Raw genomic sequence first — 25,373 nt, 5'->3', positions numbered from 1 at the left:
AAACACAGGGCTCTGCTAAGTCGGCTTCAAGACGACGTATAGGGCCTGACGCCTGCCCGGTGCCTGAAGGTTAAGAGGAGGAGTGCAAGCTCTGAATTGAAGCCCAGGTAAACGGCGGCCGTAACTATAACGGTCCTAAGGTAGCGAAATTCCTTGTCGGGTAAGTTCCGACCTGCACGAATGGCGTAACGACTTCCCCACTGTCTCCAGGATATGCTCAGCGAAATTGAATTCTCCGTGAAGATGCGGAGTACCCGCGGTTAGACGGAAAGACCCCGTGCACCTTTACTGCAACTTCAGAGTGGCATTAGGAAAGAGCTGTGTAGCATAGGTGGGAGGCTTTGAAACTTGGGCGCCAGCCTGAGTGGAGCCATAGGTGAAATACCACCCTGCTGTTTTCTGATGTCTAACCTCGCACCGTTATCCGGTGCAGGGACCCTCTGTGGTGGGTAGTTTGACTGGGGCGGTCGCCTCCTAAAGAGTAACGGAGGCGCGCGATGGTGGGCTCAGGACGGTTGGAAACCGTCTGTTAGAGTGCAATGGCATAAGCCCGCCTGACTGCGAGACTGACAAGTCGAGCAGAGACGAAAGTCGGTCATAGTGATCCGGTGGTCCCTCGTGGAAGGGCCATCGCTCAACGGATAAAAGGTACGCCGGGGATAACAGGCTGATGATTCCCAAGAGCTCATATCGACGGAATCGTTTGGCACCTCGATGTCGGCTCATCACATCCTGGGGCTGGAGCAGGTCCCAAGGGTTTGGCTGTTCGCCAATTAAAGTGGTACGTGAGCTGGGTTCAGAACGTCGCGAGACAGTTTGGTCCCTATCTGCCGTGGGCGTCGAAATTTGAGAGGAGTTGACCCTAGTACGAGAGGACCGGGTTGAACATACCTCTGGTGTACCTGTCGTCACGCCAGTGGCGCAGCAGGGTAGCTATGTATGGACGGGATAACCGCTGAAAGCATCTAAGCGGGAAGCCTCCCTCAAGATAAGATTTCACAGGACCGTGGAAGACCACCACGTTGATAGATCGGATGTGGAAGTGCGGTAACGCATGAAGCTAACCGATACTAATTGTCCTATTCGCGCTTAAACGGTTCATCACGAACCGCAGAGTCCCACCATCAATGACAGCTCTGGACAACAGATGCCTGACAGACATGGTCGGTTATCAAGCCAGCCAGATACAAATCTCACAAACACACGTGCACGGTATCGATTATAACCCCTTATATGCGCCTGCTTCATTGCTTGGTGACCATAGCGTCTGTGACCCACCCGATCCCATCCCGAACTCGGCCGTGAAACCAGTCTGCGCCGATGGTACTATTGCTCAAGCACTGGAAGAGTAGGGCGTCGCCAGGCATTGAAGCACGCGCATATCAGGACACAAAAACCCATTCACAGTTCATCAAAGGGCGGACCCAAAAGGTCCGCCCTTTGTCCTTTGGTGACGCGGGATGGAGCAGCCCGGTAGCTCGTCAGGCTCATAACCTGAAGGTCGTAGGTTCAAATCCTACTCCCGCAACCAATGCCAGACACACACACAACAAACGCCGCCCAGGGAAATCCTCGGGCGGCGTTCCTCGTTCAGCAGCACAGGCCCACGCGATCGACGGCGTAGACGGCCATGGCGGCTATCCGCTCAGGCCGTCGCGGCAAGGCAGCCAGACGTCTACCGCTCCCAACTTGCAGCGCGATAGGCGCCCTGCCGCTCCAGCATCCAGCCCGGATATTCCGCAGGCAAGCGGCTGACCGCGTCAAGCGCCGACAGATCCTCAGCGGTCAGGCGGATCGTGGTTGCGGCCAGATTGTCGGCCAGTTGTTCGGGACGCTTCGCCCCGATGATCACGCTGGTCACAACAGGCTGATGCAGCAGCCACGCCAGCGCGATCCGCGCCACGCTGACCCCATGGGCCGCCGCAATCGGGCGCAGGGCATCGATGACCGCATAGCCCCGGTCCCGATCCACGGGCGGAAAATCGAAGGCCGCGCGGCGACCGTCGCCCGCCTCTTCATGCTCACGGCTATATTTGCCGGACAGAAAGCCGCCCGCCAGAGGACTCCATACCATCAGCCCCAGCCTTTCGCTGGTCAGCATTGGCGCGATCTCACGCTCCAGGTCGCGCCCGACCAATGTGTAATAGGCCTGTAGCGACAGGATGGGCGCCAGTTGCCGGGCGCGCGCCAGGCCGACCGCCTTCATGATCTGCCACGCGGCCCAGTTGGACAGGCCGACATAGCGCACCAGTCCCTGGCGTACCAAAGCATCGAGCGCATCAAGCGTTTCCTCGATCGGGGTTGCCGCGTCGAAACCGTGGATCTGATACAGGTCGATATATTCCATCTGCAAACGCTGCAGGCTGCCCTTGATCTGGTCGTGAATATGCTTGCGCGACGCGCCGTTGGCGTTGGGGCCGCTGCCCATGGGGCCCAGCACCTTGGTTGCAATCACCAGATCTTCGCGGGCAAGGCCCAGATTGCGAATGGCTTGGCCCAGGATGCGTTCGCTCTGGCCGCCGGCATAGACATTGGCGGTATCGATGAAATTGACGCCGGCATCCACCGCCGCCCGGACCAGCGCGTCGGCCTCATCCTGCTGCAACTGGCCGATCAGGCCCCATATGCCTTCGCCCCCGCCAAAGGTCATGGTGCCTAGGCAGATTTCCGAAACAAACAGGCCGCTGGGGCCGAGTGGGCGATAGCGCATGGGAGATTCCTTCGATGGGAGCGATGCTTGAAATATACGCCCCGACAGCGACCGGGCTACGCCAATTCTCGCAAACTCTTGCCCGATAGTCGCAAAGCGTGGGGGCAGGGTGGATCGGCGGAAGGCCCGCGGCTACCATCGCGTCATGAGAGATGCGATGGACCATCTGCGCGGGTTGCTGGCGCGACACTGGCACGCCAAGGGGCGAGAGACGCAGATCGACGGCCTGTTCCTCAGTCATGCCGAACAGCCCAGCGACATCATGCGATCCATCTATCGCACATCATTCTGCGTGGTGCTGCAAGGGTCCAAGATCAGCCTGCTGGGCGAACAGGCATGGCGCTATACCCAGGGTCAATATCTGATCGCGTCGATGGATCTGCCTGTAACGGCCCAGATTGTCGAAGCCTCGCCCGATCGGCCCTATATGGCCTTCAGCCTGACCATCGATCCGGCAATGATCGCGGAACTGGTCGTCGAACTGGAGGATGCGTCGCCTGCCGCCGAACGCGGGCCGCTGGTGGTCGGCGCTCTGGACCCGTCCTTGCTCGATCCCCTCATTCGCCTGTTCGCTTTGCTTGATACGCCCCGCGATCTGCCGGTGCTGGCCCCGTTGATCCGCCGCGAGATCGTCTGGCGGCTGTTGAACGGACCGCACGGGGGAAGCCTGCGCCAGATCGGGTTGGCGGGCGGCGCCATCGCGCGCATTGCCCGCGTGCTGCGCTGGATCACCGATCATTATGCAGACCCGATCAGCATCGATGAACTGGCCGGCATGGCTGCGATGAGCGCGGCCAGCCTGCACCGCCATTTCAAGGCGGCGACGACGCTGACACCCATCCAGTTCCAGAAGTAGGTCCGGCTTCAGGCCGCGCGCCGCCTGCTCCTGTCGGAAACCAACGAAGCTGCCGCAGCGGGCTTTGCGGTCGGCTATGAAAGCGCATCGCAATTCAATCGCGACTATCGGCGTCTGTTCGGCCAGCCACCGCGTCGCGATGTCAGCGCCATCAGGAAGGACGTCACGGCAGATCTGGAAGTCTGAGGCCGTTATCTGCGACGAAGCGCCGGTGTCCGGGGGCGGCCCATGCCGTTCACGTCGGCGACCAGAGGACCGGGATGGGCCTCAATGCGGTTCCGACCGGTCTATCCGTCCGCCGTCGAGCAAGGGTGCGGCATCGATGGTGTCGGCGTCCATCAACACCGCCAGCTTTTCCGCCGCGGCAAGGATCATGGCCTGTTCCCAGGCTGGCAGGGCATCGAACCGGTCGATGAAGCGCATTTGCAACGGATCGGGCGCGCCGGCCAGCGCCTTGCTGCCATCGGGCAACAGGGTCAGGTGGATCTGCCGCTTGTCGCGCTCCCCGCGCTGGCGCTGAACGAAGCCGAGCGCGACGAGCCGATCCACGATCGCGGTGATCGTTGCCTGGCTGAATTGCAGCGTCTGCGCCACCGCCGAGGGCATGGCTGATCCGCGTGTGTCGATTTCACGCAGCACCAGCAATTGCGAAGGCGTGAGGCCTGTCGTGGAGGCGAGCTGGCGGCTGCCAATCTCTGTCGCGCGCAGCACGCGGCGCAGGGCGCGCAGGGTTAGCGAGGCTATTTCGGAGTTCATCCCAACGCCCATAGCGCGAAGCCAGGGGAAGCGCCATTGCACCCGAAATTTCCATTTTTATCCTTCATTGATTGAAACATTATTTGCCGTTCGGGGTTGAAAATGGCGCACTGAAAAGGCATATAGTCGACCATCTCGCCGGGGAATCTGCTTCTCCGCGTAAAAATATAATTCGGGAGATAAACAATCTTCGATTCCCAAGCTACAGCGGCCGCTTCGCCGCCACGGGCTTCTGCGCGCTCTGAACAGGGCGAGGGGCAGGACATCATGTTCCGCAAGCCCGTTGCGACCGACGGGCCGGTCATCAGCGGATTGATCGCGGCCTGTCCGCCGCTCGATCCCAATTCGGCCTATTGCAATCTGCTGCAATGCACGGACTTTGCCGATAGCTGCATCATCGCCGAACGCGCTGGCGTGGTGGTTGGCTGGGTATCGGGCTATCGCCCCCCGGCAGCGCCCGAAAATTTCTTTGTCTGGCAGGTCGCGGTGTCATCCGCCGTGCGGGGTCAGCGTCTTGGCGGGCGCATGATCGAAGCGCTGCTGGCGCGACCAGAGCAAAGCGGCGTCGCCTATCTGACGACCACCGTGACCGAAGATAATCGCGCATCCTGGGGCCTGTTTGAAGGACTGGCGCACCGCTGGAACGCGACGCTTGAAAAGACGGCCCGTTTCGAGCGCGAAGCCCATTTTGCCGGCGCACATGACACCGAATGGCAGGCGCGTATCGGCCCGCTGCCGACCCTGACGCATATTTGAAAGAGATTTGACCATCATGACGATCATCACACAGCCCAAACCGACCGCGTCCATTCCGGACACCCGTATCTATGAACGGCGTGAATCGGGGGTTCGCAGCTATGCCCGCGCCATGCCGCGCCAGTTCAACCGCGCGCAGGGCGTGTGGATGCACGACAATCAGGGCGGTCGCTATCTGGACTTCCTGTCGGGCTGCTCGACGCTGAATTATGGCCATAATCATCCGGTGCTGAAGAGTGCGCTGGTCGACTATCTCGCTGGCGACGGCATCACCCATGGGCTTGACCTCCATACCGACGCCAAGGCGGATTTCCTCGCGGCGCTGGAAGATGTCATCCTCAAGCCCCGCGGTCTTGATTATCGCGCCATGTTCACCGGACCGACCGGCACCAATGCGGTGGAGGCGGCGATCAAGCTGGCGCGCAAGATTACCGGCCGCGAAATGGTGATCGCCTTTACCAACGGTTTCCACGGCATGACGCTGGGCGCACTCGCCTGCACCGGCAATGCCGCCAAGCGCGGCGGCGCGGGCGTGCCGCTGAGCCATGTCGCGCATGAACCCTATGACGGCTATCATGGCCCCGACGTCGACACTGCCGAATTGCTTGAGCGGCGCTTGTCCGACCCGTCGAGCGGGCTGGACGCGCCAGCGGCCATTCTGGTCGAAACGGTGCAGGGCGAAGGCGGCCTCAATGCCGCGTCGCCGGAGTGGCTGCGCAAGATTGCAGAGATCGCCAAGCGTCACGGCGCGCTGATGATCGTCGATGATATTCAGGCGGGCTGCGGCCGCACCGGCAATTTCTTCAGTTTCGAAGGCATGGGCTTCACGCCCGACATCGTCACGATGGCCAAGTCCTTGTCGGGCATGGGTCTGCCCTTTGCGTTGACGCTGTTCCGCCCGGAACTCGATCAATGGGCGCCGGGCGAGCATAATGGCACCTTCCGGGGCAATAATCATGCCTTCGTCACGGCGACGGCCACGCTGCGCCATTTCTGGAGCGACGATCGCTTCCGGCAGGATGTCGCCCGTCGCGGCGCGCTGCTGGCGCGGCGACTGGACGCGATGGCGGCCGAACATGGGCTGTCCACGCGCGGTCGCGGCATGATGCGCGGCATCGACGTCGGATCGGGCGATGTCGCCGCAACCATCACCGCCGCCTGCTTTGCGCAGGGGCTCATCATCGAAACCAGCGGCGCGCATGACGAGATCGTCAAGGTGCTGGCGCCCCTCGTGATCGAGGACGCCGTGCTGTCGGCCGGCCTCGACATTCTTGAGGAGAGCATCCGGTCCGCGCTGGGCGTCACTTATGGCGTCGCCGCAGAATAAGAGGAGATATCAGCTATGATCATTCGCAAACTGCAGGATATTCGCAAGTCCGACCGCAACGTGAAGTCCAAGGGCTGGGAAAGCGCGCGCCTTCTGCTGAAGGACGACAATATGGGCTTCTCCTTCCACGTCACGACCATGTACGCTGGCGGGGAATTGCACATGCATTACCAGAATCATCTGGAGGCGGTGCTGGTGCTCAAGGGCACGGGCACTATCGAGGATCTGGACAGCGGCATTACCCATCAACTGGCGCCGGGCGTCATGTATGCGCTCAATGCGCATGACCGGCATGTGGTGCGGCCCGAAACCGACATATTGTGCGCCTGCACCTTCAATCCGCCGGTGACCGGCACGGAAGTGCATGACGAAAATGGCGCTTATCCCGCCGAAGCCAGCGCCGCGCGCGAACCGGCGCTGGCCGAATAGGGCCGGGCGATGGCGCTGCCCCTCATTCGGTCGAAACGAACCGATGCAGCGCCGGCCGGTCCCGAACCGGCCATTTCGAATTTTCCATGAACGAACAAAGGGGGAGTCCCATGAAAGACCTCTACCCATCCCGCCATGCGACCATGGCGGAATTTTTGCCGCGTCTCGATCCCGTCGTCCATAGCGCCTGGAACGCGGACGCGCCCGTCAGCCGCGAACAGGCCGACGCCTTCGACCGCGACGGCTTTGTCGTGTTGGAGGATCTGTTTTCCGACGCGGAGATCGCTTTTCTTCAGAGCGAGGCCGGGATGCTGCTTGGCGATCCCGATGCGCTGGAGGAGGAAACGGTCATTACCGAACCGGGTGGCAAGGAAGTCCGGTCGATCTTCCGCATCCATGCCCAGAGCCGGGTGATCGGACGACTGGCCGCCGACGAGCGGCTGGCCGGGGTGGCCCGCTTCCTGCTGGGCGACGATGTCTATATGCATCAGTCGAGACTGAACTATAAGCCGGGTTTCCAGGGCAAGGAATTCTACTGGCACAGCGATTTTGAAACCTGGCATGTCGAAGATGGAATGCCGCGCATGCGGGCGCTGTCCATGTCGGTCCTGCTGGCGGAAAATACGCCGCATAACGGCCCGTTGATGCTGATCCCCGGATCGCACCGTCAATTCCTGACCTGCGTTGGCGAAACGCCGCAGGATCATTATCGCCAGTCGCTCAAGAAGCAGGAATATGGCGTCCCTGACGAGGACAGCCTTGCCGAGCTGGCCCACAAGTTCGGCATCGTCGCCCCGACGGGAAAGCCGGGATCGGTGGTGATCTTCGACTGCAACGTCATGCATGGGTCGAACGGCAACATCACGCCGTTCCCGCGCGCCAATGCCTTCCTGGTCTATAATGCCGTGTCGAACCGGCTGGACGCACCCTTTGGCGTCGACCGGCCGCGCCCCGACTTCATCGCCGCGCGCGGCGAGCCGCAGGTGATCTCGCCCGTCAGCGGGCCGTTGATGGAGGAGGCGCTGGCATGAGCAATATCCATAGCGTCGAAAAGATCGGCGGCACCTCCATGGCCGCGACCGCGACATTGTTCGACAATGTGCTGATCGCGGGCCGCAAGGGCGCGGACCTCTACAACCGGATTTTCGTGGTGTCGGCCTATGCCGGGATGACCGACCTGTTGCTGGAACATAAGAAGAGCGGCGACGCTGGCGTCTATGCCCGTTTCGTCGCCGACGATGATGCGACGGGCTGGCGCCAGGCGATGGACGCGGTGCGCCGCGCGATGCGGGACCATAATGCCACCATGTTCGTCCGCGCCGACCGACTGGCGGAGGCCAACGCCTTTGTCGACATGCGGATCGACGCCGTGGCCGCCTGCCTTGACGATCTGGCGCGTCTGCGCAGCCATGGCCGCTTCTGCGTCAAGGAACAGCTGATGACGGTGCGCGAGCTGCTGGCGGGTCTGGGCGAAGCGCACAGCGCCCATTCGACGGCGCTGCTGCTGCGCGACCGGGGCGTCAATGCCCAGTTCGTCGATCTCACCTTGTGGGACCAACAGGATATGCGCGAACTGGACGATCGGATCAGGCAGGCATTCGCATCGATCGACCTGTCGACCACGCTGCCGATCGTCACTGGCTATGCCGGATGCACGGAGGGCATGGTGCGGCGCTATGCGCGGGGCTATTCGGAAATGACATTTTCGCGCATCGCGGTGCTGACCAAAGCGCGCGAAGCGATCATCCACAAGGAATTTCATCTGTCGAGCGCCGATCCGCGGCTCGTCGGCACGGGCAAGGCCCGCAAGATCGGTCGCACCAATTATGATGTGGCGGACCAGCTGGCGAATCTTGGGATGGAGGCGATCCATCCCGGCGCGGGCAGGGGGCTGCGCCAGACCGACATTCCGCTGCGGGTACGAAACACGTTCGACCGGGAGGATGGCGGCACGCTCATCTGCGGCAACTATGTTTCGGACACGCCGCGCGTGGAAATCGTGACCGGCGTGCGCCATGCACAGGCCCTGCAATTTTTCGAGCAGGATATGGTCGGGGTGAAAGGCTATGACGCCGCCATTCTGGACGCGCTGGCCCGCCATGGCGCGTGGATCGTCAGCAAGGCATCCAACGCCAACACCATCACCCACTATCTGTCGGCCGATGTCGCGACGGTGAAGCGGGTGATCGCCGACCTTCAGGCGCAATATCCCGATGCGTCGATATCGTCCCACCCGGTCGCGATCGTGTCCGTCATCGGCAGCGACATTTCACGGCCGGGACTGATGACGGACGCCTTGCAGGCGCTGGCGGACGCGCATGTGCCGATCGTCGCGATGCAGCACCAGATCCGCAATATCGACGTGCAGTTCATCGTCGATGTCGACCAGTATGACACCGCCGTTCGCGCGCTGCACCGCGCGCTGGTGGAAGATGGCCGCGAAGCGACGGAAGGCCGGCGCGCGGCCTGAGCCGCGCATCCGCATCATCCATGCTTGCCGCCGTCCATCCTGTCCGCAGCCTGCTGCTCGCCATCTTCATATTGATGGCGGGCAGCGGCTTTCTGTCCACGCTCATCGGCCTTCGGCTGGAGCGGGCCGGGGCGGGCACGATGGCGATCGGCGCGGTCGCCACCGCCTATTTCGGCGGGCTGGTGATCGGCGCCTTGCGCGCGGGGTCGATAGTGCGGCAGGTCGGGCATATCCGCGCATTCGCCGCCTTCGTATCGCTGTTGTCGGCGAGCACGCTTGCCTATGCGCTGCTGCAATATCCACTGTTCTGGGCCTGCCTGCGCCTGATCGACGGCATGTGTGTCGCGGGCGTGTTCATCTGCCTTGAAAGCTGGCTCAACGACCGGGCCGAAGCCGAAACGCGCGGCAGCATATTGGCCGCCTATATGGTCGCGCTCTATTCGGGACAGGCGGTCGGGCAGTTGCTGCTGGGGGCAAGCGGGACGCTGCCCGCGGTGCCGTTCCAGATCGCGTCGATCCTCGTTTCGCTTGCCATCATTCCGCTCTGCCTGACCCGCAGCAGCGCGCCTGCGCCGGTAGAGGCGGAAGCCTTCACGATCCGCGCCCTGTACGCATCCTCGCCGCTCGGCACGGTCGGATCGGTTGCGACGGGGCTGATGCTGGGCGCATTTTACGGCATGGCGGCGGTGCATGTTCGGCGGCTGGGGCTGAATCTGGGCGCGACCGCCAGTTTCATGATGATTGTGATCCTGGGCGGGGTTGCGCTGCAATGGCCGTTGGGGCGCCTGTCCGACCGGCTCGATCGGCGGCGGGTGATCGTCGGCTGCTTTGCCGCGACGCTGGCGGTCTGCGTGCTTCTGGCGATGCTGGCGTCGGGCGGACTGGCGTTGCTGGCGCTGGGCGGGTTGTTTGGCGGCCTCAGCTTCGCGCTCTATCCGCTTTGCGTCGCGCACTGCAACGACCGGCTGCTCGCGGACGAGCGGGTCGCGGCGAGCGGGCGGCTGGTCTTGCTCTATTCGGTGGGCGCGGCGATCGGCCCGCTGGGGGCCGCGATGATGATGAGCCTTGCGCCTGGCGGCGGCCTCTTCCTGTTCATCGCCCTCTGCGCCGCCGCGACGCTCGCCTTCGGTCTGTGGCGGCAGGCAGCGACACCCCCTGTTCCCCTGCCTGACCAGCAGAATTTCCAGATCGTGCCGCGCACGACGCCGATGGCGGCGCTGCTCGATCCCAATACATCGGACGGACTTGACGAATGACCGCTTCTGCCATGCCCGCCGCGCCCGACGCCCTGGCGCAGGCCGACAACGCCACCCTGCGCCGCGCGATCGCCGCGTCGGCGCTGGGCAACGCCACGGAATGGTTCGACTATGGGATCTACGCCTATGGCGTGACCTATATCTCGGCCGCGCTTTTCCCCGGCGAGGTGGACGATGCGGTCCTGTTCGCGCTGGCGACCTTCGCCATCTCCTTTCTGGTGCGGCCTCTGGGTGGCCTGTTCTGGGGACCGATGGGGGACCGGCTGGGCCGCAAATCGGTATTGGCGCTCACCATATTGCTGATGTCGGGCGCGACGCTGGCTGTCGGCCTCATCCCCTCCTATGCGCAGATCGGCTGGGCCGCGCCTGCGCTGCTGATCCTGCTGCGGATGGTGCAGGGCTTTTCGACCGGCGGCGAATATGGCGGCGCGGCGACCTTCATGGCCGAATATGCGCCCGACGACCGGCGCGGCTTTTATGGCAGTTTCCTGGAGTTTGGCACGCTGGCGGGCTTTTCGTTCGGCGCGGCGCTGATGCTGGGCTTTTCGCTGCTGCTGGGTGATGCCGCGATGCATGACTGGGGATGGCGCATCCCGTTCCTGGTGGCCGCGCCGATGGGCCTGATCGGCATGTATCTAAGGTCGCGGATGGAGGATACGCCGGTGTTTCGCCAGCAGGCCGCCGAAGGCAGCGGATCGCTGCCGCTCGCACGGCTGTTGCGCGACCATAAGCGGCCGATGCTGGTCGTCGCGGGACTGGTCGTGGCGCTCAATGTCGTCAACTATACCCTGCTCAGCTACATGCCGACCTATTTGCAGCGCCGCATCGGCCTGTCGCCGGACGAAGCGTTGATCGTGCCGATCATCGGCATGCTGTTCATGATGCTGTTCCTGCCCTTTGCCGGGCATATGTCCGACCGGGTCGGTCGGCGGGCGATGTGGCGCCTGTCGCTCGTGGGCCTGCTGGTGGCGGTCGTGCCGCTCTACATGCTGATGGCGACGGGGCTGGTGGGCGCGATTGTCGGGTTCGTGCTGCTGGGCCTGCTCTATGTCCCGCAACTGGCGACGATTTCCGCAACCTTCCCGGCGCTGTTCCCGACAGCCGCGCGCTTTGCGGGCTTCGCCATCGCCTATAATATGTCGACGTCGCTGTTCGGCGGCACCGCGCCTGCGATCGGCAGCGCGCTGATCGGCTGGACCGGCAATGAACTGATGCCCGCTTTCTACATGATGGCGGCCTGCGTCATCGGCCTGATCGCGCTCCGCTTCATGCCGGAAACGGCCGGTCGATCGCTGCACGACGATCCGTTCGCGCGGGCCGGCATGCGGGATCAGCATGCGCCGTCCAAATGAATAAGCCCGCAGGATTGCGGGCTTATTCATTGGCGGTCTGCTGGTTCCGCGTGATGCTGTTCAGGCCCTCTGGTCAGTGCTGACCCCTGGCCGTCACGGCCATGGATCAGCCGACCAATATGTCGTCCAGCGCATAGGTCTTCTTGACACCGGCCAGCGTGGCGAAGGTGTAGGATTGCCCGGACAGCGTGGCGATGATGTCGAGGCCGTCGGGGCCAAGATGGGTGGAGAAGGTCACGGCCGGGTGATCATGCCGAAGGTCGCTGACGTCGATATGATCCTTGCGGAATTCGAAGTCGGCGATCGTGTCATGACCATCGTTGAGCGAATGGAACATGAACGTGTCCGCGCCGCCCTTGCCATAGAGCAGGTCGTCGCCGCCGCCGCCTGAGATCACGTCATTGCCAGCATTGCCGACGATCTGGTTGGCAAGGCTGTTGCCGATGACGGTCGTGGCTTCCTTCGTGTTGACGATGACATTTTCGACATTGGTGTCGATCGTGTAGCTCGTCCGGTAGAGCAGGACCGTATCGGTGCCCTGGTTGGCATGTTCGATGATATAATCGCCCACCTTGTTGATGGCGTAGCTGTCATCGCCCTGGCCGCCGCGCAGGATGGCGGCGCCATTGCCCGACAGCTTGTCGTTCGTTTCCGCCCCGATGAAGCTGTTGAGTTGCTTGTCCAGGCTCACCTTGTAGGTGGCGTTGGCGCCTTTCGCCGCGCTGCCCGCGTCCTGCATGTCGAAATCGGTGGCCGTCAGGCTGTTCATGTCCCTGTTGTCGAGGATGATCTGACGACCGCCCGACAGGGTGACCACCGTATCCTGACCGACCTGCTGCATCGCCGCCTTCAGCGCGCCGAAGCTTGCAAATTCATCTCCAGCCATGTGGATGATGTCGCCCGCGCTGAAATCAGTGATGCGGGTGACTGCGTCGGCCTTGCCCACCAGGAATATGTCATTGCCTGCGCCGCCGCTGAGCAGATTATTGCCCGCGCCGCCGATCAGCAAGTCATCGCCCGCATTGCCGCGGATGATATTGTCGCCGTCATTGCCGATGCCCACGGCGCCTTCGGTCCGGCTAATCTCCAGATTTTCGGTATGGTCAGGCATCACCATATAGCGCGATGTCGCAACGATGGTGTCGATGCCGCCGCCAGCCTTTTCCACGACCTTGGCCGCTTCGATATTGCTGACGATATATTTGTCGTCGCCCAGGCCACCGGCAAGCGTGCCGCTCTTGAACATCAGCAAATCGTTGCCGTCCGTGCCCTGGTTGACCGCGACGCGCCCGGTTTCGCCACCTTCTGCCCATTTCAGACCGGGTTCAACCGGCTTCGATGGCGCGGCCTGGGCCTCGCTCGGTACCTGGGGGACGACCGGCTTTTCCGAAGCGCTGGGCGCTTCCGGCACGCTGGGCGCTTCGACCTCCTTGGGCGTTTCCGGGGCGCTGGGCGCCGGGGCCGGGGCTTCGCCAGCCAATTTGTCGAGCACGTCCTGCAGGCTGCCCAAAACGCCGGTCGTCGCGGCGGTGATGGCCGCCACGGCATTGTCGGCGAAGGACACGGTGTCGCTGCCCGCTTCGATGAACAGCGTCTTGGTATCGCGCGTGATGAAATTGTCCGTCACGCTGATATTGTGGCTGGTGAAGGTGCCATATTTGGTGGCGGCCGAATTGCCCACCAGTACGGCGGTGTAATAGCCTTCCGCCGCTTCGAGATAATTGCCCGTCGCAACCGAATCGACCGCGCCGCGAAAGGCGAGGGGACGTTTGCCGACATCTTCCACACGGTTGCCGACCACGGTGACATCCGACGCCTGGAAGGCGTCATAGCCTTCGAGCATCTTGTAATTATAGGATGTCCAGCCACCGACGGAGATGCCGTCAGCCGTCACGCCATGGACGTAATTGTTGGAAATCAGGATGTCCGACGATCCGCCCTTGGCAAAGATCGCCGCGCTGGTCCCAGCATTGCCGCTGACGTCATTGTGCGAAATCACGCCATGGATGATCGACATGAAGTCGATGCTTTCGTCGATGCCGCCGGTAATGACATTGTTGGTGACGACGACGTTGGAGCCGCCATTCGCCTTCACACCATCCTGCACCACATTGTCGATCACGTTATTCTTGATAACGATGTTCTTGATGGGGTCGGTGTAGTCGTTGCCGTTCTGGCTGAACTGAATGCCGTTCTTGCCGCCGGTGACGTGAAAGCCGTCTACGATGAAATTTTCGGTGCCCCCGCCGCCGATCGTCGCCGTCGTGTCGCTCTTGGCCGTGATATGGGCGGCCTGTGGGCCGTCTGCCGAAATCAGCCAGATGGGCGCGCTGTCGGTTCCGCTGACATTGCGTGGAATCAGGACATTTTCGACATAGTCGCCAGCCTTGACCATGATGGCCGCGCCGGGCGTCGCTGCATTGACGGCTGCCTGAATCGTTGTGAAGGGTTTTTCCGCCGATCCGTTCGGCTTACCCCGATAACTTGCATCCCCGTCGACCCATATTATTTTCGTGGGCGTGACGTCGCCCCAGAGATCTTCAGTCATGAAAAAATACTCCCGCTGCCCGATACGGATAGGCGAGAGCGACTGAACACCGTGTAATATGGTAGAGTTAACTTCGGATTAGGTATAAAAATATTTCGCGGTCATCCGTTATAGCTTTCTGGGCCGGATGACGCCTGAAAATCTACACTACATCCTGCGGCCACAGCCAGGAAAATTACGCGGCCTACTTAGCGGGCGCATTATCTTCTATCATGACCATGGGCGTCGATGCAACGGCATCAACGCCCGCGACTATGCGATCATAGAATGATATAGTCAGCGCTGCTGAGCGCAGTGACGTTCAGTATCTGAAAACTGTTCTGGATGCTGTTGTCCGCCGTCGCGATGGTCCACAACTGCGTGGCGTTATTATAGGTCAGTGTCGCGCCCGGCCCATATCCTGAAAATTCCAGCCGGTCGCCGGTCGCTACCCCGGCCCCCTCGAAATCGGCGATTATGTCGCCTTGGACATGCCCGACCTTGAACTGGAACGTATCCTCGCCCAACCCGCCATAGAGCGTGTCAGCGCCGCCATCGCCCGAAATCTTGTCCCGTCCGCCGCCGCCATAGATGATATCGTCGTCGGCGCCGCCGGATATGACATCATTGCCGTTGCCGCCGGACAATATGTCAGAGCCCTTGCCGCCGGTCAGCCGATCGGAACCGGCACCCAGCGTGATGATGTCGTCGCCCGATCCGGCCGAATAGTTGAAGGTTTCAAAGCCGGTAATCTGGGTGCCGTCGGCCAGCGTGACGATCACCCCGGCCTGTTCCTGCAACGAAAGATCAACAATCTGCGCGTCGCTGAACTGCGACCGGTTGAGGGCCAGCGTATCCTTGCCCGCGCCGCCGATCAGCATCAGGTCGGGATCGTTGCTGGTCACGATGTCATCGCCCGCGCCCGCATCGATCCAGTCGAACCCGCGGCTGCCATCAATCTTGTCGACGCCATTGCCGCCCTGGATGATGTCGTCGCCATTGCCGCCATAGATCAGATCGTCGCCGTCCATGCCCTCGATCACATCATTGCCGTCACCGCCCGAAATCTGGTCGGCATAGGCACCGCCGCGCAGAAAGTCCGACCCGCTGCCGCTCGCAATCTGCAAGATTTCGATATTGACCAGGCGGGTGCCGTCGAACAGTTCCAGAATCGGGCTGTTATTGGCGTTGAACGAACTTGTGTAGCTGATGTCGACGAAGATGTCGGCGGTTGCGGTCGACCGGTCGAGATAGATCGTGTCGATATTGTGGCCGCCATCGATCAACCCGTCGGCGTCATAGCTGATCAAAAGATCCTTGCCGTCGCCGCCGCGCATGACGTCGCGGCCTGCGCCGCCATCCAATATATCGTCGCCCGCTTCCCCGGTCAGGCGGTCGTCGCCCACGCCACCATAGAGGCGGTCATGGTCCGCGCCGCCATCCAGTTCGTCATTGCCAGCGCCGCCGAACAGGTCGTCATCCCCGGCGCCACCGCGCAACTTGTCGTTGCCGATATTGCCATAGAGCCGGTTGCGGCCGGCACTGCCGCTGATCGACGTATCCTGATCACGCAGCGTATAGACGTCCTCGATCGAATTCGTGCCGACCTTGTACACGGACGCATTGCGGGTCAGGATGACCGCGTCATGGCCGCCACCCGCGGCTTCGATGGCCTGGTCGTTCCGGTCGTCGAACACATAGATGTCATCGCCCAGGCCGCCATACATCATGTCCGCGCCACGCTGGCCGCTGATATAATCCGCCGTCGCATGGCCCGAACGGTCGCCGTACAGCACATCGTCGCCCGACTTGCCGATGATCTGGTCGCGGGCCACCGCGATGCCACCGTCGACACCGCCGACAAATCCATATTGTTCCGGGTCATATGTGGCGAGCGGATCGAAGGCGGCGTTGCCGCCCAGATCATAGGTCGTGGCTCCGGGCGCATTGGTGAAGAGCGCCTTGCCCTTGAAGATATTGTCGGCGAAGCTGATGTCGTCGGAAAAGCCGGTCAGCCCCCTGGGAATATATTGTTCCGCAACGCCGTAAAGGCTGCCTGTGACGCCCCGCGCGACATTGGAAATATTGGCCGTGTTGAACAGATTGTCGGTGACCAGCACGTCCTGCGCGCCTTGCAACAGCAGCGAAGTGGGATAATCGGTCGCGATATTGCCGCTCACCACGGCATGTTTCACTTCATAATTGACGAAATGCGCGCCGTCCCCGTCCGCGCCGACCTCGATCGGCAGATAGGCGATGCCGGTGGGGCTGCCGATCTTGATCGCGGGGCCTTCGGTCGAGCCGATCACATTGTTGCGGATTTCAACGAAAGTCGAACCGCCCTTCACCGTGATCGCGGAATCGCCGGTGTAATCGCGTCCGTCCAGCGCGTCCCATTCATCCTTGGACGTGATTTCGTCAATGACATTGCCCTGGATCAGCAATTTCGACGTGCCGACAAAATCGATGCCCTGTTCATGCGCGCCGATGATGCTGTTGTTGACGATCTGGATGCCAAAGCTCTGGGCGATGTGGATCGCGTCAATGCCCCAATCGGTGAAGACATTGTTGATCAGGAGGATATTTTCGACCTTGTCGCCCGCATAGCCTTCCTGAAAGGCGGCGTTCGCACCGAAATTGCGGCTGACCAGATTGACGCCATAGGTGCCGATCGTGTCCGATCCCTGCACCGTGAACCCGTCTATCACCCAATTGGCGGTGCCCCGGCCGGATATGGCGCTGGTTTCGGCGACTGCGGGCGGCGCGATGACGGCCGCGCCCGCGCCGTCGGCGGAAATCAGCCGAATGGGGGCGTCGGTCGTGCCCTCGACACTCAGGTTGAGCGCTTCATTATAGGTTCCAGCCCGCACCATGATGTCGGTGCCTGGGCCTGCATTGTCGATCGCATGCTGGATCGTGGCGAAGGGGGAATCGGCGCTGCCGGTCCCGGCCGCGTCATCGCCGGTCGTCGACACCCACAATATGGTGGTGGCTGGCGGCGCGTCGCTGAAGATGATCGTGTCGTGAGCGGCCTTGATCGTGATGTCGATCGATTTCTGAAAGGTGAAACCGGTCGAATCCTCGACCTCGACCACGACGGTGCGTTGCGTGCCTGCGCGAATGTCCAGCGCGCTGTTGACGACCAGCTGGTCGCCGACGACGGCGAAGGCGCCGCCAGCATCGTCCACCAGCGAATAGACATGGGTGTCGCCCTTGTCCGGATCATCCACGAACAATTCGCCCACCGGAGTGCCGATATCCGAAAATTCATTCACCCATGTGGTGTGCAGGCTAAGGTCCAGCGGCGCGTCGGGCGTGTCGTTGACGTCGACGCGGAAAATGATCTGGGCTCTGTTGGGGCCGTCTGTGGCAAAGACGGTCAGGTTGAACCAGTTGGAAAAATCCTGCGGCATCTGGCCCGAAAAGGTCATGGTCGCCGGATCGAAGCTGAGCCAGCTGTTGACGTCCGAACCGACACTGCCGCCGAAGGTCAATATGCTGTCCGGGTCATGAAACAGGCCGGTCGCCGGGATCGTAACGGAAAAGAAACTATCCTCCTCGACCACCAGGTTGGGCAGGGTTCCAATGACGAAGGGCCGTTCCGACACGGTCAGGTCGAAGGCCAGCGTCGCGCTGCCGCTTTGATCGCTGGCGTTCAGGAATATCGTATAATCATGGTGCCCGTCGGTCGGGCCACGACCGCTGAACGTCAGCGTGTCGGGCGAGAAGGTCAGCCAGTCGGGCAGGGCGGACCCGTCGGACAAGGTGGCGCTGTAGGTCAGCGCGTCGCCATCGGGATCAATGAAGAATGTGGCGGGTATGACGAGAGAGTAGGGCGTGTTCTGACCGGTCAGCTGACCTTCGATCACGCCATTGACCTGCGGCGGGCTGTTCACCGGCGGGGGTGGCGGCGAATCGCCCTCCGGATCGCCCGTGCCGGTATCAGTGCCTGTATCGGTACCTGTATCGGTACCGGTTTCACCATCCTCTTCAGCGACATAGTCGGACGGGACAATATCAAATTCAAATAGCCCGTCTGTCGTCATGCCTGTCAATCCCATCTGGATGTCAAAAGGAATGAGACGCAAGTGCCTCAAATCGCTTTATTTTCTTGCATGAGATGTCGTTTCCGGACGCCTGGAACGCGGTGACATTTGTCCTGCCCGAAAAGGCTAATCAAAGGTTAAGCACAACGCAAGCGCAGCAAAAATCTGTTCGTCGCAAAATCGTCATTATACTGTCCTGTATTGATACGGACTTGCGCCGAGTTTGCGGGGTCAACGCAGGCGCAAGGCATTATTCGATTGAATCTAAAATATTTTTTCAGCGAAGATGCGATGGTGGAGGCGCTTTGTGCGTGCTTATTTTTACTTTGTACGCCCTGTTCGCCCTGAGCCCGCCTATCTGCGCAGTTGCCATGGTGCGCCGCGATAACTTATGGCAAGGGGTGGTGACGGCGCGCGGGGCCGGCCGGGTCGGGGCCTGCACGCGAAACCGGCGGGACGGTGGGGGCTATGATCAAATATCGCCAGGACATTGACGGGCTGCGTTCGCTGGCGATCTTGCCCGTGCTCTTCTTTCATCTTGGCGCGATCCGCCTGTTCCCCGGCGGCTTCGTTGGCGTGGACGTGTTTTTCGTGATCTCCGGCTATCTGATCACGAAGATCATCTATGACGACCTGTCCAATGAGCGATACAGTATCGCGCGTTTCTACGAACGCCGCATCAGGCGTATCGTCCCGGCGCTGATACCGGTCTATCTGTTCGTCTGCGTCGGCGCGCTGCTGCTATATTTTCCGAGCGAAGGGCGGGAGATCGGGCGAACGGTGGTCAGTTCGATCTTCTTCGTTTCGAACATCCTGTTCTACGCAAAGTCGGGCTATTTCGATGCCGGGGCCAAGACATCCCCGCTGCTGCACACCTGGTCGCTGTCGGTGGAGGAGCAATTCTACATCGTCCTGCCGCTGCTGCTGGTGCTGATCCTGCGCTTTGGCTTTGCCGTGCAGCGCTATGTGTTCGTGGCGCTGACGATCATCAGCTTCGTGGCATCCGTGGTGATGGTCAGGCTGCAACCCGAAGCGGCCTTCTACCTGCTGCCGTTCCGGGCATGGGAGCTGATGCTTGGATCGTTGATCTCGATCGGCGTGGTGCCCGCCATCCGCAGCCGCCCGCTGGCCGAAGTCGTTGCGGGCGGCGGACTGTTGCTGATCATCGGGTCGATCCTGCTCATTTCGGAAAAAATGCCCTTTCCCGGCCTGCTGGCGGCGCCCGCCTGCCTTGGCGCGGCGGCGCTCATCCATGCGGGCGCCGGTTTCCAGACGCTCCCGACCCGCCTTTTGTCGCTGGCGCCGGCGCGCTTTGTGGGCCTCATATCCTATTCGCTCTATATCTGGCATTGGCCGGTCATCGTATTTTATGCCTCAAGGACTGGCGAACTCGACAAGGCCGACAAGCTGATCCTGCTGGCTATCATCACGGCGCTTGCCATCCTGTCCTGGCGCTTTGTCGAACGACCGTTCCGCAAACCCCATGGGGCCGATTCCCGCATGGGGCCGGTCTATGGCTGGGCGGTCGGCAGCTTCGTCGCGGTCACGGCGCTGGCTCTGCTGATCGCCCCGGCGCGCAAGGCGATATGGCCCGACTATGCCGTTCCCGAACAGATATTGGCGTTTCAGACGCCACCGCGCGCGGCCATGCGCAATGGCACCTGCTTCATCGCCAGCGGATCGGGCGCGCAGGATTATGACGCGGCCCAATGCCTGTCGCTGCGTGCCGGTGCGCGCAACGTCCTGCTGATCGGCGACAGTCATGCGGCCCATCTCTATGCCGGTCTGACCAAGGCGTTTCCCGATGTGCATTTCCTGCAGGCCAATGCTTCGGGCTGCATGCCGCTTGGCCGCTTTGCCGGGCCGGAGCGGTGCACGCAGGTCATCAGCAAGGCGTTCGATTTCGCCGCCGCCCATGGGAAGCAGCTCGACGGCGTGATCATTTCCGCGCGCTGGAAAAAGGGCGATGCCCGCCGCATCGGCGACACCATCGCGCGGATCGGATCGGCCGTGCCGGTCACCATCGTCGGCCCCAGCGTCGAATATCGACTGCCCTTGCCCAAAATATTGGCGCAGGCCTGGCCCGATCAAAGCGGCGGGTCGTCCGGTTCTTTCCGGGGAGAACCGGGACCGGGTCTGGACAAGGCCATGCGGGTCGCGGTCGAGCGGGCGGGCGCGCGCTATATTTCGATGGAGGAGGCCATCTGTCCGGGGGGCACATGCCGCGTATGGGCAGGCCAGCATATTCCGCTCCAGTTTGACGAAGGCCATATGACGACCCAGGCATCGCATCTGATCGTCGCGCAGATCGCGCCGCAGTTCCGATTCCGATGACCCATATGTCGCCGCAGGCCGGGCAGCATGATCTGCCGGAAAAGGGCAGACCGGAAAAGGGCAGAAAGGTCATGGTCCTGACGACCATGACCCATGCGTCGGGCGCGCCGATCGCCGCGCTGCGGCTGGCCGCCGGGCTGGAGGCGAGCGGCCATGAGGTCAAGGCCGTGTTCCTGTATCACCGCGAGCCGATGAACGGCACGGACTATCCGGCGCAAAAGCTGCTGGGCCATGTTCCGCGCACGCCCGTCGACATGCTGCGGATCATCGTGCGGCTATGGCGATGCCTGCGCGCGCACCGGCCCGACGTCATCATCATGTTCCTGCCGCTGGCATCGGTGGTCGGCGCAAATGTCGCGCGGCTGGCCGGAATTCGCCGCCGGATCATGTCCTTTCGCGTGCCGCGCGACACCTATTCGCCGGTCATGCGCGCCGCCGACCGCCTGTCCGCATGGCTGGGCAGCTATACCGATGTCGTGGGCGTGTCGCGCGCGATGCTGGCCGGATGCGCGGCCTATCCCCGCTGGCTGCGCGATCGGGCCGTCGTCATCCATAACGGGCTGAAGGACTGGCCACGCAGCACGCTGGACAAGGGCGCGGCGCGCGCGCTGTTCGGCCTGCCGACAGATGGGCGGCTGGTCGGCGCGCTGGGCCGGCTGGAGGAACAGAAGAACCCCGAACTGCTGGTCGAAGCGCTCGCCCAATGTCCCGCCCATGTCCATCTGGTGCTGGCGGGCAGCGGCAGCCTGCATGACCGGGTCGTGGCATTGGCCGACAGCCTCGGCGTGCAGGACCGGCTGCATCTGCTGGGCGATGTCCCGCGCGACAAAGTCCCGCACCTGCTGGCGGCGATCGACCTATTCGCCCAGCCATCGCGGTTTGAAGGGCAAAGCAACGCCCTGCTGGAGGCGTTGCATGCCGGCCTGCCCTGCCTGGTCAGCGATATTGCGGAACAGGTGGAAACGCTCGTCGGCGACGATGGGCGCGCCGCCGGGCAGGTGCTGCCGCTCGATGATCCCGCCGCCTGGGCGCGGGCCATGGCGGAAGAGGGGCAGGGCGCTGATCTGGACGCCATCATTGCCGAGCGCGCCGCCCTGTTCACCTTCGCCGCCATGATGCGGTCCTATAATGCGTTGCTGCGAGCGCGATGATCGGGTGCCGACCAACAGCCTGCTGCACGGAATGCAGCCCTGCGCAGGATCAAATTCGCCGTAACGGAAGGAATGGCGATTGCATGGTGACGCCGCCTGCGTATAGCAGAGGCGTCGGGGATGCTGCACAGGCTTTTACGGCATTGCAGCGCTAGGAAATCAGGAGCGGCTTTATGAAACTGTTCGTCATTGGCTTTCCCAAGTCGGGTACGACTACGCTGCACAAGGCGCTGGAAGCCAGTGGCATGTCCACGCTTCATTGGCGGCAGGGCGACAAATTCTTGGGCAAGATGATCTATGACGCCTATATGGCGGGTGAAGATCCATTGCGTGACTTTGGCAACATTGATTGCATCACCCAGGCGGACGTATGCCTGCCGCGGCACAAGCTGAATTACTGGCCGAACCTGGATTTCCAGATCATCGCGGCCATCCGGCGCTATCATCCCGATTGCCTGCTGGCGCTGAACTATCGTGATCCGGTCAAGGTGGTGTCGAGCATGAATCGCTGGCTGGACATGCGTAAACGCTTCATTGCGTCTGATATTCCCGGCCTGCCCAAGGGCTTTGGCGCCAAGGACAGCGAATTGCTGACCTGGATCGAGGGGCATTATGATGCCTGTCGCCGGTTGCTGGGGTCGGACCCCAAATTCTTCGAATATGATATTGAAGACCCCAAGGCGCCGCAGATATTGAGCGAACGGCTGGGGGTCGAGCTTGCCTGGTGGGGCAAGGCCAATGTGAATGAGGCCGCCTGAGGGGACAGGCGTGCGGCCAGCCCGCTCGACGGGTTGTCAATCGATCGGATGAACCGGCCCCTTTGTGGGCGGTGTAGGGGTAGTAGGGGCACATCCGATGGCGACAGCGCGGCGACGGCAGATGCCATATTGGCTGGCGTCCATATTGACATATGGTTTCGTCAATGTGGTGACGCGCGGCGCAAGCGGCGTGCTGACGTTGCTTTACGCCTATCGCCTGACGCCCGGCGAACTGGGTTCCTACGCCATTTTGATCACCATCGCGGCGTTGATCGACGTCGTCACCAACCTGGGCGTGACCCAGGCCATCCTGCGGCAATATTTCGATTTCAAGCATGATGGCGACGCCGGGAAGGCCTTTCTGGCGCGGGTCATACGACTGACCCGGCTGATCGGGCTGACGCTGGTCGTCGTGGCGGGCCTCATCTGCCTGTCGATGTGGGACCATCTGGTCAGCAATCATCTGCCCAGCTGGCCCTATCTGCCGCTGATGCTGGTCTATGCCTATGTCATGCGCAGCAGCAAGATTTTCGATATTGTCGCGCGCACGCTCGACAAGCCGGGCATGTTCGCCACCTATCGCCTGGTGCAGATGGCGGCGCTGATCCTGTTGTCGTTCCTGTTCGTGTTCCAGTTGCGCTGGGGCCTGCAGGGCGCCTTGCTGGCGACGGTCGGGTCGGCGGTTTTCGGTGCGGCGATCCGATCCTATCTGTTCCGCAACCAACTGCCTGCGTCCGGCCGGTCCGACCGATCGGAAATCACGGCCCTCTACAGCTACGGCCTGCCGCTGCTGCCGCGCGAACTGGCGGAATGGGGGCGCATCCCCGCCCAGCGGCTGATCGTTGCGAGCGTCATGTCGGTCGCCGATGTCGGCATGTTCTTCCTGGGCAGTTCGATGGTCGCCATGCTGACCATGCTCACCGATTCGATCGAAATGTGGCTCAACCCGCAATATATGCGGTTGCGGACCAGCACGGGCGCGGACGTCAAGGCGCGGCTGCACATGATCCGCCAGATGCTGCTGGGCGTGGTGACGCCGGTCTATATCGGGTCCATCCTGTTCCTGCCCGACATCATCCGGCTCGTCCTTCCGCCCGGCTATGCTGCGACCCTGCCGATTCTGGGGCCGCTGCTGCTGGCATCCTATGTCCAGATCCAGTCGCAGTTTCAGCAGCGCCAGCTCCTGTTCCTCAAACGCACCGTCTCGGTTTCGGTCGTGACCATCTCCACCTCTGCGGCCTCGCTGGCGGCGGCCTATGCCGCGGGCGGCCATTGGGGCGTGCAGGGGGTTGCCTGGGCGGTCGCGTTGGTCTCGACCGTCGGGCTGATGGCGGGCCGGGGCGTCGTGAGCCGCTATGAGGAGAATGAACTCACCCTGTCATCGTCCCTGTGCGGACTCCTCATCGTATTCCTGCCGGCGCTGGTCATGTCGTTGCGCACCGACATGGCGTTCGAATGGCTATGGGAAGGGGTGAAGATGCTATATCTTCTCCTGGCCACCACGCTGGTCTTCCTGTTGTGGATGCGCGGCCATCTGGCGGAGCTTATGGGGGGCAAGGGCCAGAAAAAGAACAAAGGGATGGAGTCGGGCAAATGAGCGGCCCAGCGATTGAGGCATCCGCAGCGCCAGAGGCCGCAAGCGCGCCCCAGAACGCGCCGGAGCGGCCACGGCTCGCCCATCTGGACGTGGGCCGGGGCATCGCGATCCTGCTCGTCGTCATCTTCCACGCCTATCGCGGCTTTCTCAATGCCGGGACGGCGGGGGCCGGGTCGACCTGGCCGTTGCTCGACTATAGCGTCTATATATTCCACATGGCCTTCTTCTTCATCGCTGCGGGCTATTGGGTGCCGCGCGCGTTGCAGAAGGGCAGGGGCGCTTATCTGAAGGACAAGCTGGCGACGACCTGGTGGCCTGCCGTGCTCTGGTCGCTCATCTATATCCTCATCAACAACGTCATGGCCTCCTATGTGAACAAGGCTGTTCCCATGGACGATCTGTGGCGGATACTGTTCTTTCCGGCCCTGCATTTCTGGTTTCTGGGCGTGCTGTTCCTGTTCTTCCTGTGCATGGCGATCAGCCGGAACCTCTCCTTCTGGCTGCTGGTCGCGGTGGTCGCCTGCGGACTGGTCGATGTCTTTCCGATGCGGGAAACCTTCGCGCGCTATTGCCATTTCGGGATATTCTTCGTCGCCGGGGCCATATTGTCCACAAACCGGTCGCAGATGACGGGCAAGGGGTGGCCGATCGCGCTGGTCGTGCTGGGCGCCACGATCTGGCTGGGGTTCGACAGGGGAATTGGTCTCTATTCGGGCTGGCTGGTCCCTGGCGGCTTTGCGGGGATCATCCTGCTGCTGGCGCTGGCCCAGGCGATCGCCGGTTATCGCGTGGGACAAGTGCTGGGGTGGATCGGCCAACGATCGATGCCGATCTACGTCCTGCACATTCTGCCCATGTCGGCTGCGCGAATCATCTTGCATCGCGTCGCGCCGGATTTGAATCTGGACCTGCGAATCCTGATCGTTTCCACCTCCGGCCTGGTTTTTTCGCTGATTGGCTATGCACTTGCGGCTCGACTGAACCTGTTGACCCTTACCGGGCTGGGCAAGGACAAATCGCGCATTGCCGCGGCGAACTAGGACGTAAA

17 protein-coding genes, 1 tRNA gene, 2 rRNA genes and 1 pseudogene (1 of these 21 running past the window's edge) are annotated in these 25,373 nt (G+C 62.0%); 17 read left to right on the top strand and 4 right to left on the bottom strand.

The window, feature by feature from the left end:
• The 3 genes from IWY39_RS09335 to IWY39_RS09325 form a co-directional block, all read left to right on the top strand.
• Nucleotides 1-1,093, top strand: a 23S ribosomal RNA gene (locus IWY39_RS09335) (it extends 1,705 nt beyond the left edge of the window).
• Nucleotides 1,094-1,250: 157 nt separating this feature from the next.
• Nucleotides 1,251-1,365, top strand: a 5S ribosomal RNA gene (gene rrf, locus IWY39_RS09330).
• A gap of 89 nt (nt 1,366-1,454) precedes the next feature.
• Nucleotides 1,455-1,531: transfer RNA gene (locus IWY39_RS09325), tRNA-Met, on the top strand.
• A gap of 144 nt (nt 1,532-1,675) precedes the next feature.
• Here IWY39_RS09325 and IWY39_RS09320 read toward each other — a convergent pair.
• Nucleotides 1,676-2,710: an aldo/keto reductase gene (locus IWY39_RS09320; protein ID WP_107125789.1), complete on the bottom strand. Its 1,035-nt coding sequence runs from the start codon at nt 2,708-2,710 to the stop codon at nt 1,676-1,678.
• A gap of 145 nt (nt 2,711-2,855) precedes the next feature.
• On the opposite strand from IWY39_RS09320, the gene IWY39_RS09315 reads away from it, so the two are divergent.
• Together IWY39_RS09315 and IWY39_RS24000 are read left to right on the top strand one after the other, a co-directional pair.
• A complete protein-coding gene (locus IWY39_RS09315) occupies nt 2,856-3,566 on the top strand; it encodes an AraC family transcriptional regulator (RefSeq protein ID WP_231377500.1) in 711 nt (236 codons plus the stop codon).
• A 12-nt stretch (nt 3,567-3,578) separates the two neighbouring features.
• Nucleotides 3,579-3,752, top strand: a pseudogene (locus IWY39_RS24000) (helix-turn-helix domain-containing protein); the annotation flags it as partial.
• 81 nt (nt 3,753-3,833) lie between these two features.
• On the opposite strand, the gene IWY39_RS09310 reads toward IWY39_RS24000, so the two are convergent.
• Entirely contained in the window at nt 3,834-4,322 is a 489-nt protein-coding gene (locus IWY39_RS09310; protein ID WP_017181220.1) for a MarR family winged helix-turn-helix transcriptional regulator, read from the bottom strand.
• A gap of 267 nt (nt 4,323-4,589) precedes the next feature.
• Here IWY39_RS09310 and ectA point away from each other — a divergent pair, with 267 nt between their 5' ends.
• The 7 genes from ectA (at nt 4,590) to IWY39_RS09275 (ending at nt 11,912) form a co-directional block, all read left to right on the top strand.
• Nucleotides 4,590-5,078: a diaminobutyrate acetyltransferase gene (ectA, locus tag IWY39_RS09305; RefSeq protein WP_107125788.1), complete on the top strand. Its 489-nt coding sequence runs from the start codon at nt 4,590-4,592 to the stop codon at nt 5,076-5,078.
• 16 nt (nt 5,079-5,094) lie between these two features.
• Nucleotides 5,095-6,405 carry a diaminobutyrate--2-oxoglutarate transaminase gene (gene ectB, locus IWY39_RS09300; protein WP_017181218.1) on the top strand — a complete coding sequence of 437 codons (1,311 nt, stop codon included), beginning with the start codon at nt 5,095-5,097 and terminating at the stop codon, nt 6,403-6,405.
• 15 nt (nt 6,406-6,420) lie between these two features.
• Complete coding sequence (locus tag IWY39_RS09295; RefSeq protein ID WP_107125787.1) at nt 6,421-6,834, top strand: ectoine synthase; 414 nt, start codon at nt 6,421-6,423, stop codon at nt 6,832-6,834.
• 110 nt (nt 6,835-6,944) lie between these two features.
• Entirely contained in the window at nt 6,945-7,865 is a 921-nt protein-coding gene (gene thpD / locus IWY39_RS09290) for an ectoine hydroxylase (RefSeq protein ID WP_107125786.1), read from the top strand.
• A complete protein-coding gene (locus IWY39_RS09285; RefSeq protein WP_107125785.1) occupies nt 7,862-9,304 on the top strand; it encodes an aspartate kinase in 1,443 nt (480 codons plus the stop codon). Before thpD ends, IWY39_RS09285 begins: the two co-directional genes overlap by 4 nt.
• 20 nt (nt 9,305-9,324) lie before the next feature.
• Nucleotides 9,325-10,560: an MFS transporter gene (locus tag IWY39_RS09280; protein ID WP_107125784.1), complete on the top strand. Its 1,236-nt coding sequence runs from the start codon at nt 9,325-9,327 to the stop codon at nt 10,558-10,560.
• Entirely contained in the window at nt 10,557-11,912 is a 1,356-nt protein-coding gene (locus IWY39_RS09275; protein ID WP_107125783.1) for an MFS transporter, read from the top strand. The genes IWY39_RS09280 and IWY39_RS09275 overlap by 4 nt, the downstream gene beginning before the upstream one ends.
• A gap of 106 nt (nt 11,913-12,018) precedes the next feature.
• On the opposite strand, the gene IWY39_RS09270 is transcribed toward IWY39_RS09275, so the two are convergent.
• On the bottom strand, nt 12,019-14,460 hold the full coding sequence (locus IWY39_RS09270; protein ID WP_107125782.1) for a right-handed parallel beta-helix repeat-containing protein: 2,442 nt from the start codon (nt 14,458-14,460) through the stop codon (nt 12,019-12,021).
• A 260-nt stretch (nt 14,461-14,720) separates the two neighbouring features.
• Nucleotides 14,721-18,500 carry a putative Ig domain-containing protein gene (locus IWY39_RS09265; RefSeq protein WP_231377499.1) on the bottom strand — a complete coding sequence of 1,260 codons (3,780 nt, stop codon included), beginning with the start codon at nt 18,498-18,500 and terminating at the stop codon, nt 14,721-14,723.
• A gap of 453 nt (nt 18,501-18,953) precedes the next feature.
• On the opposite strand from IWY39_RS09265, the gene IWY39_RS09260 reads away from it, so the two are divergent.
• The 5 genes from IWY39_RS09260 (at nt 18,954) to IWY39_RS09240 (ending at nt 25,365) form a co-directional block, all read left to right on the top strand.
• On the top strand, nt 18,954-20,819 hold the full coding sequence (locus tag IWY39_RS09260) for an acyltransferase family protein (protein ID WP_107125781.1): 1,866 nt from the start codon (nt 18,954-18,956) through the stop codon (nt 20,817-20,819).
• Entirely contained in the window at nt 20,816-21,970 is a 1,155-nt protein-coding gene (locus tag IWY39_RS09255) for a glycosyltransferase family 4 protein (protein ID WP_107125780.1), read from the top strand. The genes IWY39_RS09260 and IWY39_RS09255 overlap by 4 nt, the downstream gene beginning before the upstream one ends.
• Nucleotides 21,971-22,143: 173 nt before the next feature.
• Nucleotides 22,144-22,728: a sulfotransferase family protein gene (locus tag IWY39_RS09250; protein ID WP_017181208.1), complete on the top strand. Its 585-nt coding sequence runs from the start codon at nt 22,144-22,146 to the stop codon at nt 22,726-22,728.
• A 97-nt stretch (nt 22,729-22,825) separates the two neighbouring features.
• A complete protein-coding gene (locus IWY39_RS09245) occupies nt 22,826-24,325 on the top strand; it encodes a lipopolysaccharide biosynthesis protein (RefSeq protein WP_229380720.1) in 1,500 nt (499 codons plus the stop codon).
• Nucleotides 24,322-25,365, top strand: coding sequence for an acyltransferase family protein (locus IWY39_RS09240; RefSeq protein ID WP_107125779.1), 1,044 nt, complete (start codon nt 24,322-24,324; stop codon nt 25,363-25,365). The genes IWY39_RS09245 and IWY39_RS09240 overlap by 4 nt, the downstream gene beginning before the upstream one ends.
• Nucleotides 25,366-25,373: the final 8 nt, after the last annotated feature.

Source organism: Sphingobium sp. JAI105 (genome assembly GCF_015752145.1).
Classification (GTDB): domain Bacteria; phylum Pseudomonadota; class Alphaproteobacteria; order Sphingomonadales; family Sphingomonadaceae; genus Sphingobium; species Sphingobium xenophagum.
Note: the sequence above shows the minus strand (reverse complement) of the source record. Positions and strands in the feature narration are given on the sequence as shown.

Coding starts and splice junctions, on each gene's coding strand:
- IWY39_RS09320 (WP_107125789.1), bottom strand. CDS start 2,710: ATGCGCTATCGCCCACTCGGCCCCAGCGGCCTGTTTGTTTCGGAAATC.
- IWY39_RS09315 (WP_231377500.1), top strand. CDS start 2,856: ATGAGAGATGCGATGGACCATCTGCGCGGGTTGCTGGCGCGACACTGG.
- IWY39_RS09310 (WP_017181220.1), bottom strand. CDS start 4,322: ATGAACTCCGAAATAGCCTCGCTAACCCTGCGCGCCCTGCGCCGCGTG.
- ectA (WP_107125788.1), top strand. CDS start 4,590: ATGTTCCGCAAGCCCGTTGCGACCGACGGGCCGGTCATCAGCGGATTG.
- ectB (WP_017181218.1), top strand. CDS start 5,095: ATGACGATCATCACACAGCCCAAACCGACCGCGTCCATTCCGGACACC.
- IWY39_RS09295 (WP_107125787.1), top strand. CDS start 6,421: ATGATCATTCGCAAACTGCAGGATATTCGCAAGTCCGACCGCAACGTG.
- thpD (WP_107125786.1), top strand. CDS start 6,945: ATGAAAGACCTCTACCCATCCCGCCATGCGACCATGGCGGAATTTTTG.
- IWY39_RS09285 (WP_107125785.1), top strand. CDS start 7,862: ATGAGCAATATCCATAGCGTCGAAAAGATCGGCGGCACCTCCATGGCC.
- IWY39_RS09280 (WP_107125784.1), top strand. CDS start 9,325: ATGCTTGCCGCCGTCCATCCTGTCCGCAGCCTGCTGCTCGCCATCTTC.
- IWY39_RS09275 (WP_107125783.1), top strand. CDS start 10,557: ATGACCGCTTCTGCCATGCCCGCCGCGCCCGACGCCCTGGCGCAGGCC.
- IWY39_RS09270 (WP_107125782.1), bottom strand. CDS start 14,460: ATGACTGAAGATCTCTGGGGCGACGTCACGCCCACGAAAATAATATGG.
- IWY39_RS09265 (WP_231377499.1), bottom strand. CDS start 18,500: ATGGGATTGACAGGCATGACGACAGACGGGCTATTTGAATTTGATATT.
- IWY39_RS09260 (WP_107125781.1), top strand. CDS start 18,954: ATGATCAAATATCGCCAGGACATTGACGGGCTGCGTTCGCTGGCGATC.
- IWY39_RS09255 (WP_107125780.1), top strand. CDS start 20,816: ATGACCCATATGTCGCCGCAGGCCGGGCAGCATGATCTGCCGGAAAAG.
- IWY39_RS09250 (WP_017181208.1), top strand. CDS start 22,144: ATGAAACTGTTCGTCATTGGCTTTCCCAAGTCGGGTACGACTACGCTG.
- IWY39_RS09245 (WP_229380720.1), top strand. CDS start 22,826: ATGGCGACAGCGCGGCGACGGCAGATGCCATATTGGCTGGCGTCCATA.
- IWY39_RS09240 (WP_107125779.1), top strand. CDS start 24,322: ATGAGCGGCCCAGCGATTGAGGCATCCGCAGCGCCAGAGGCCGCAAGC.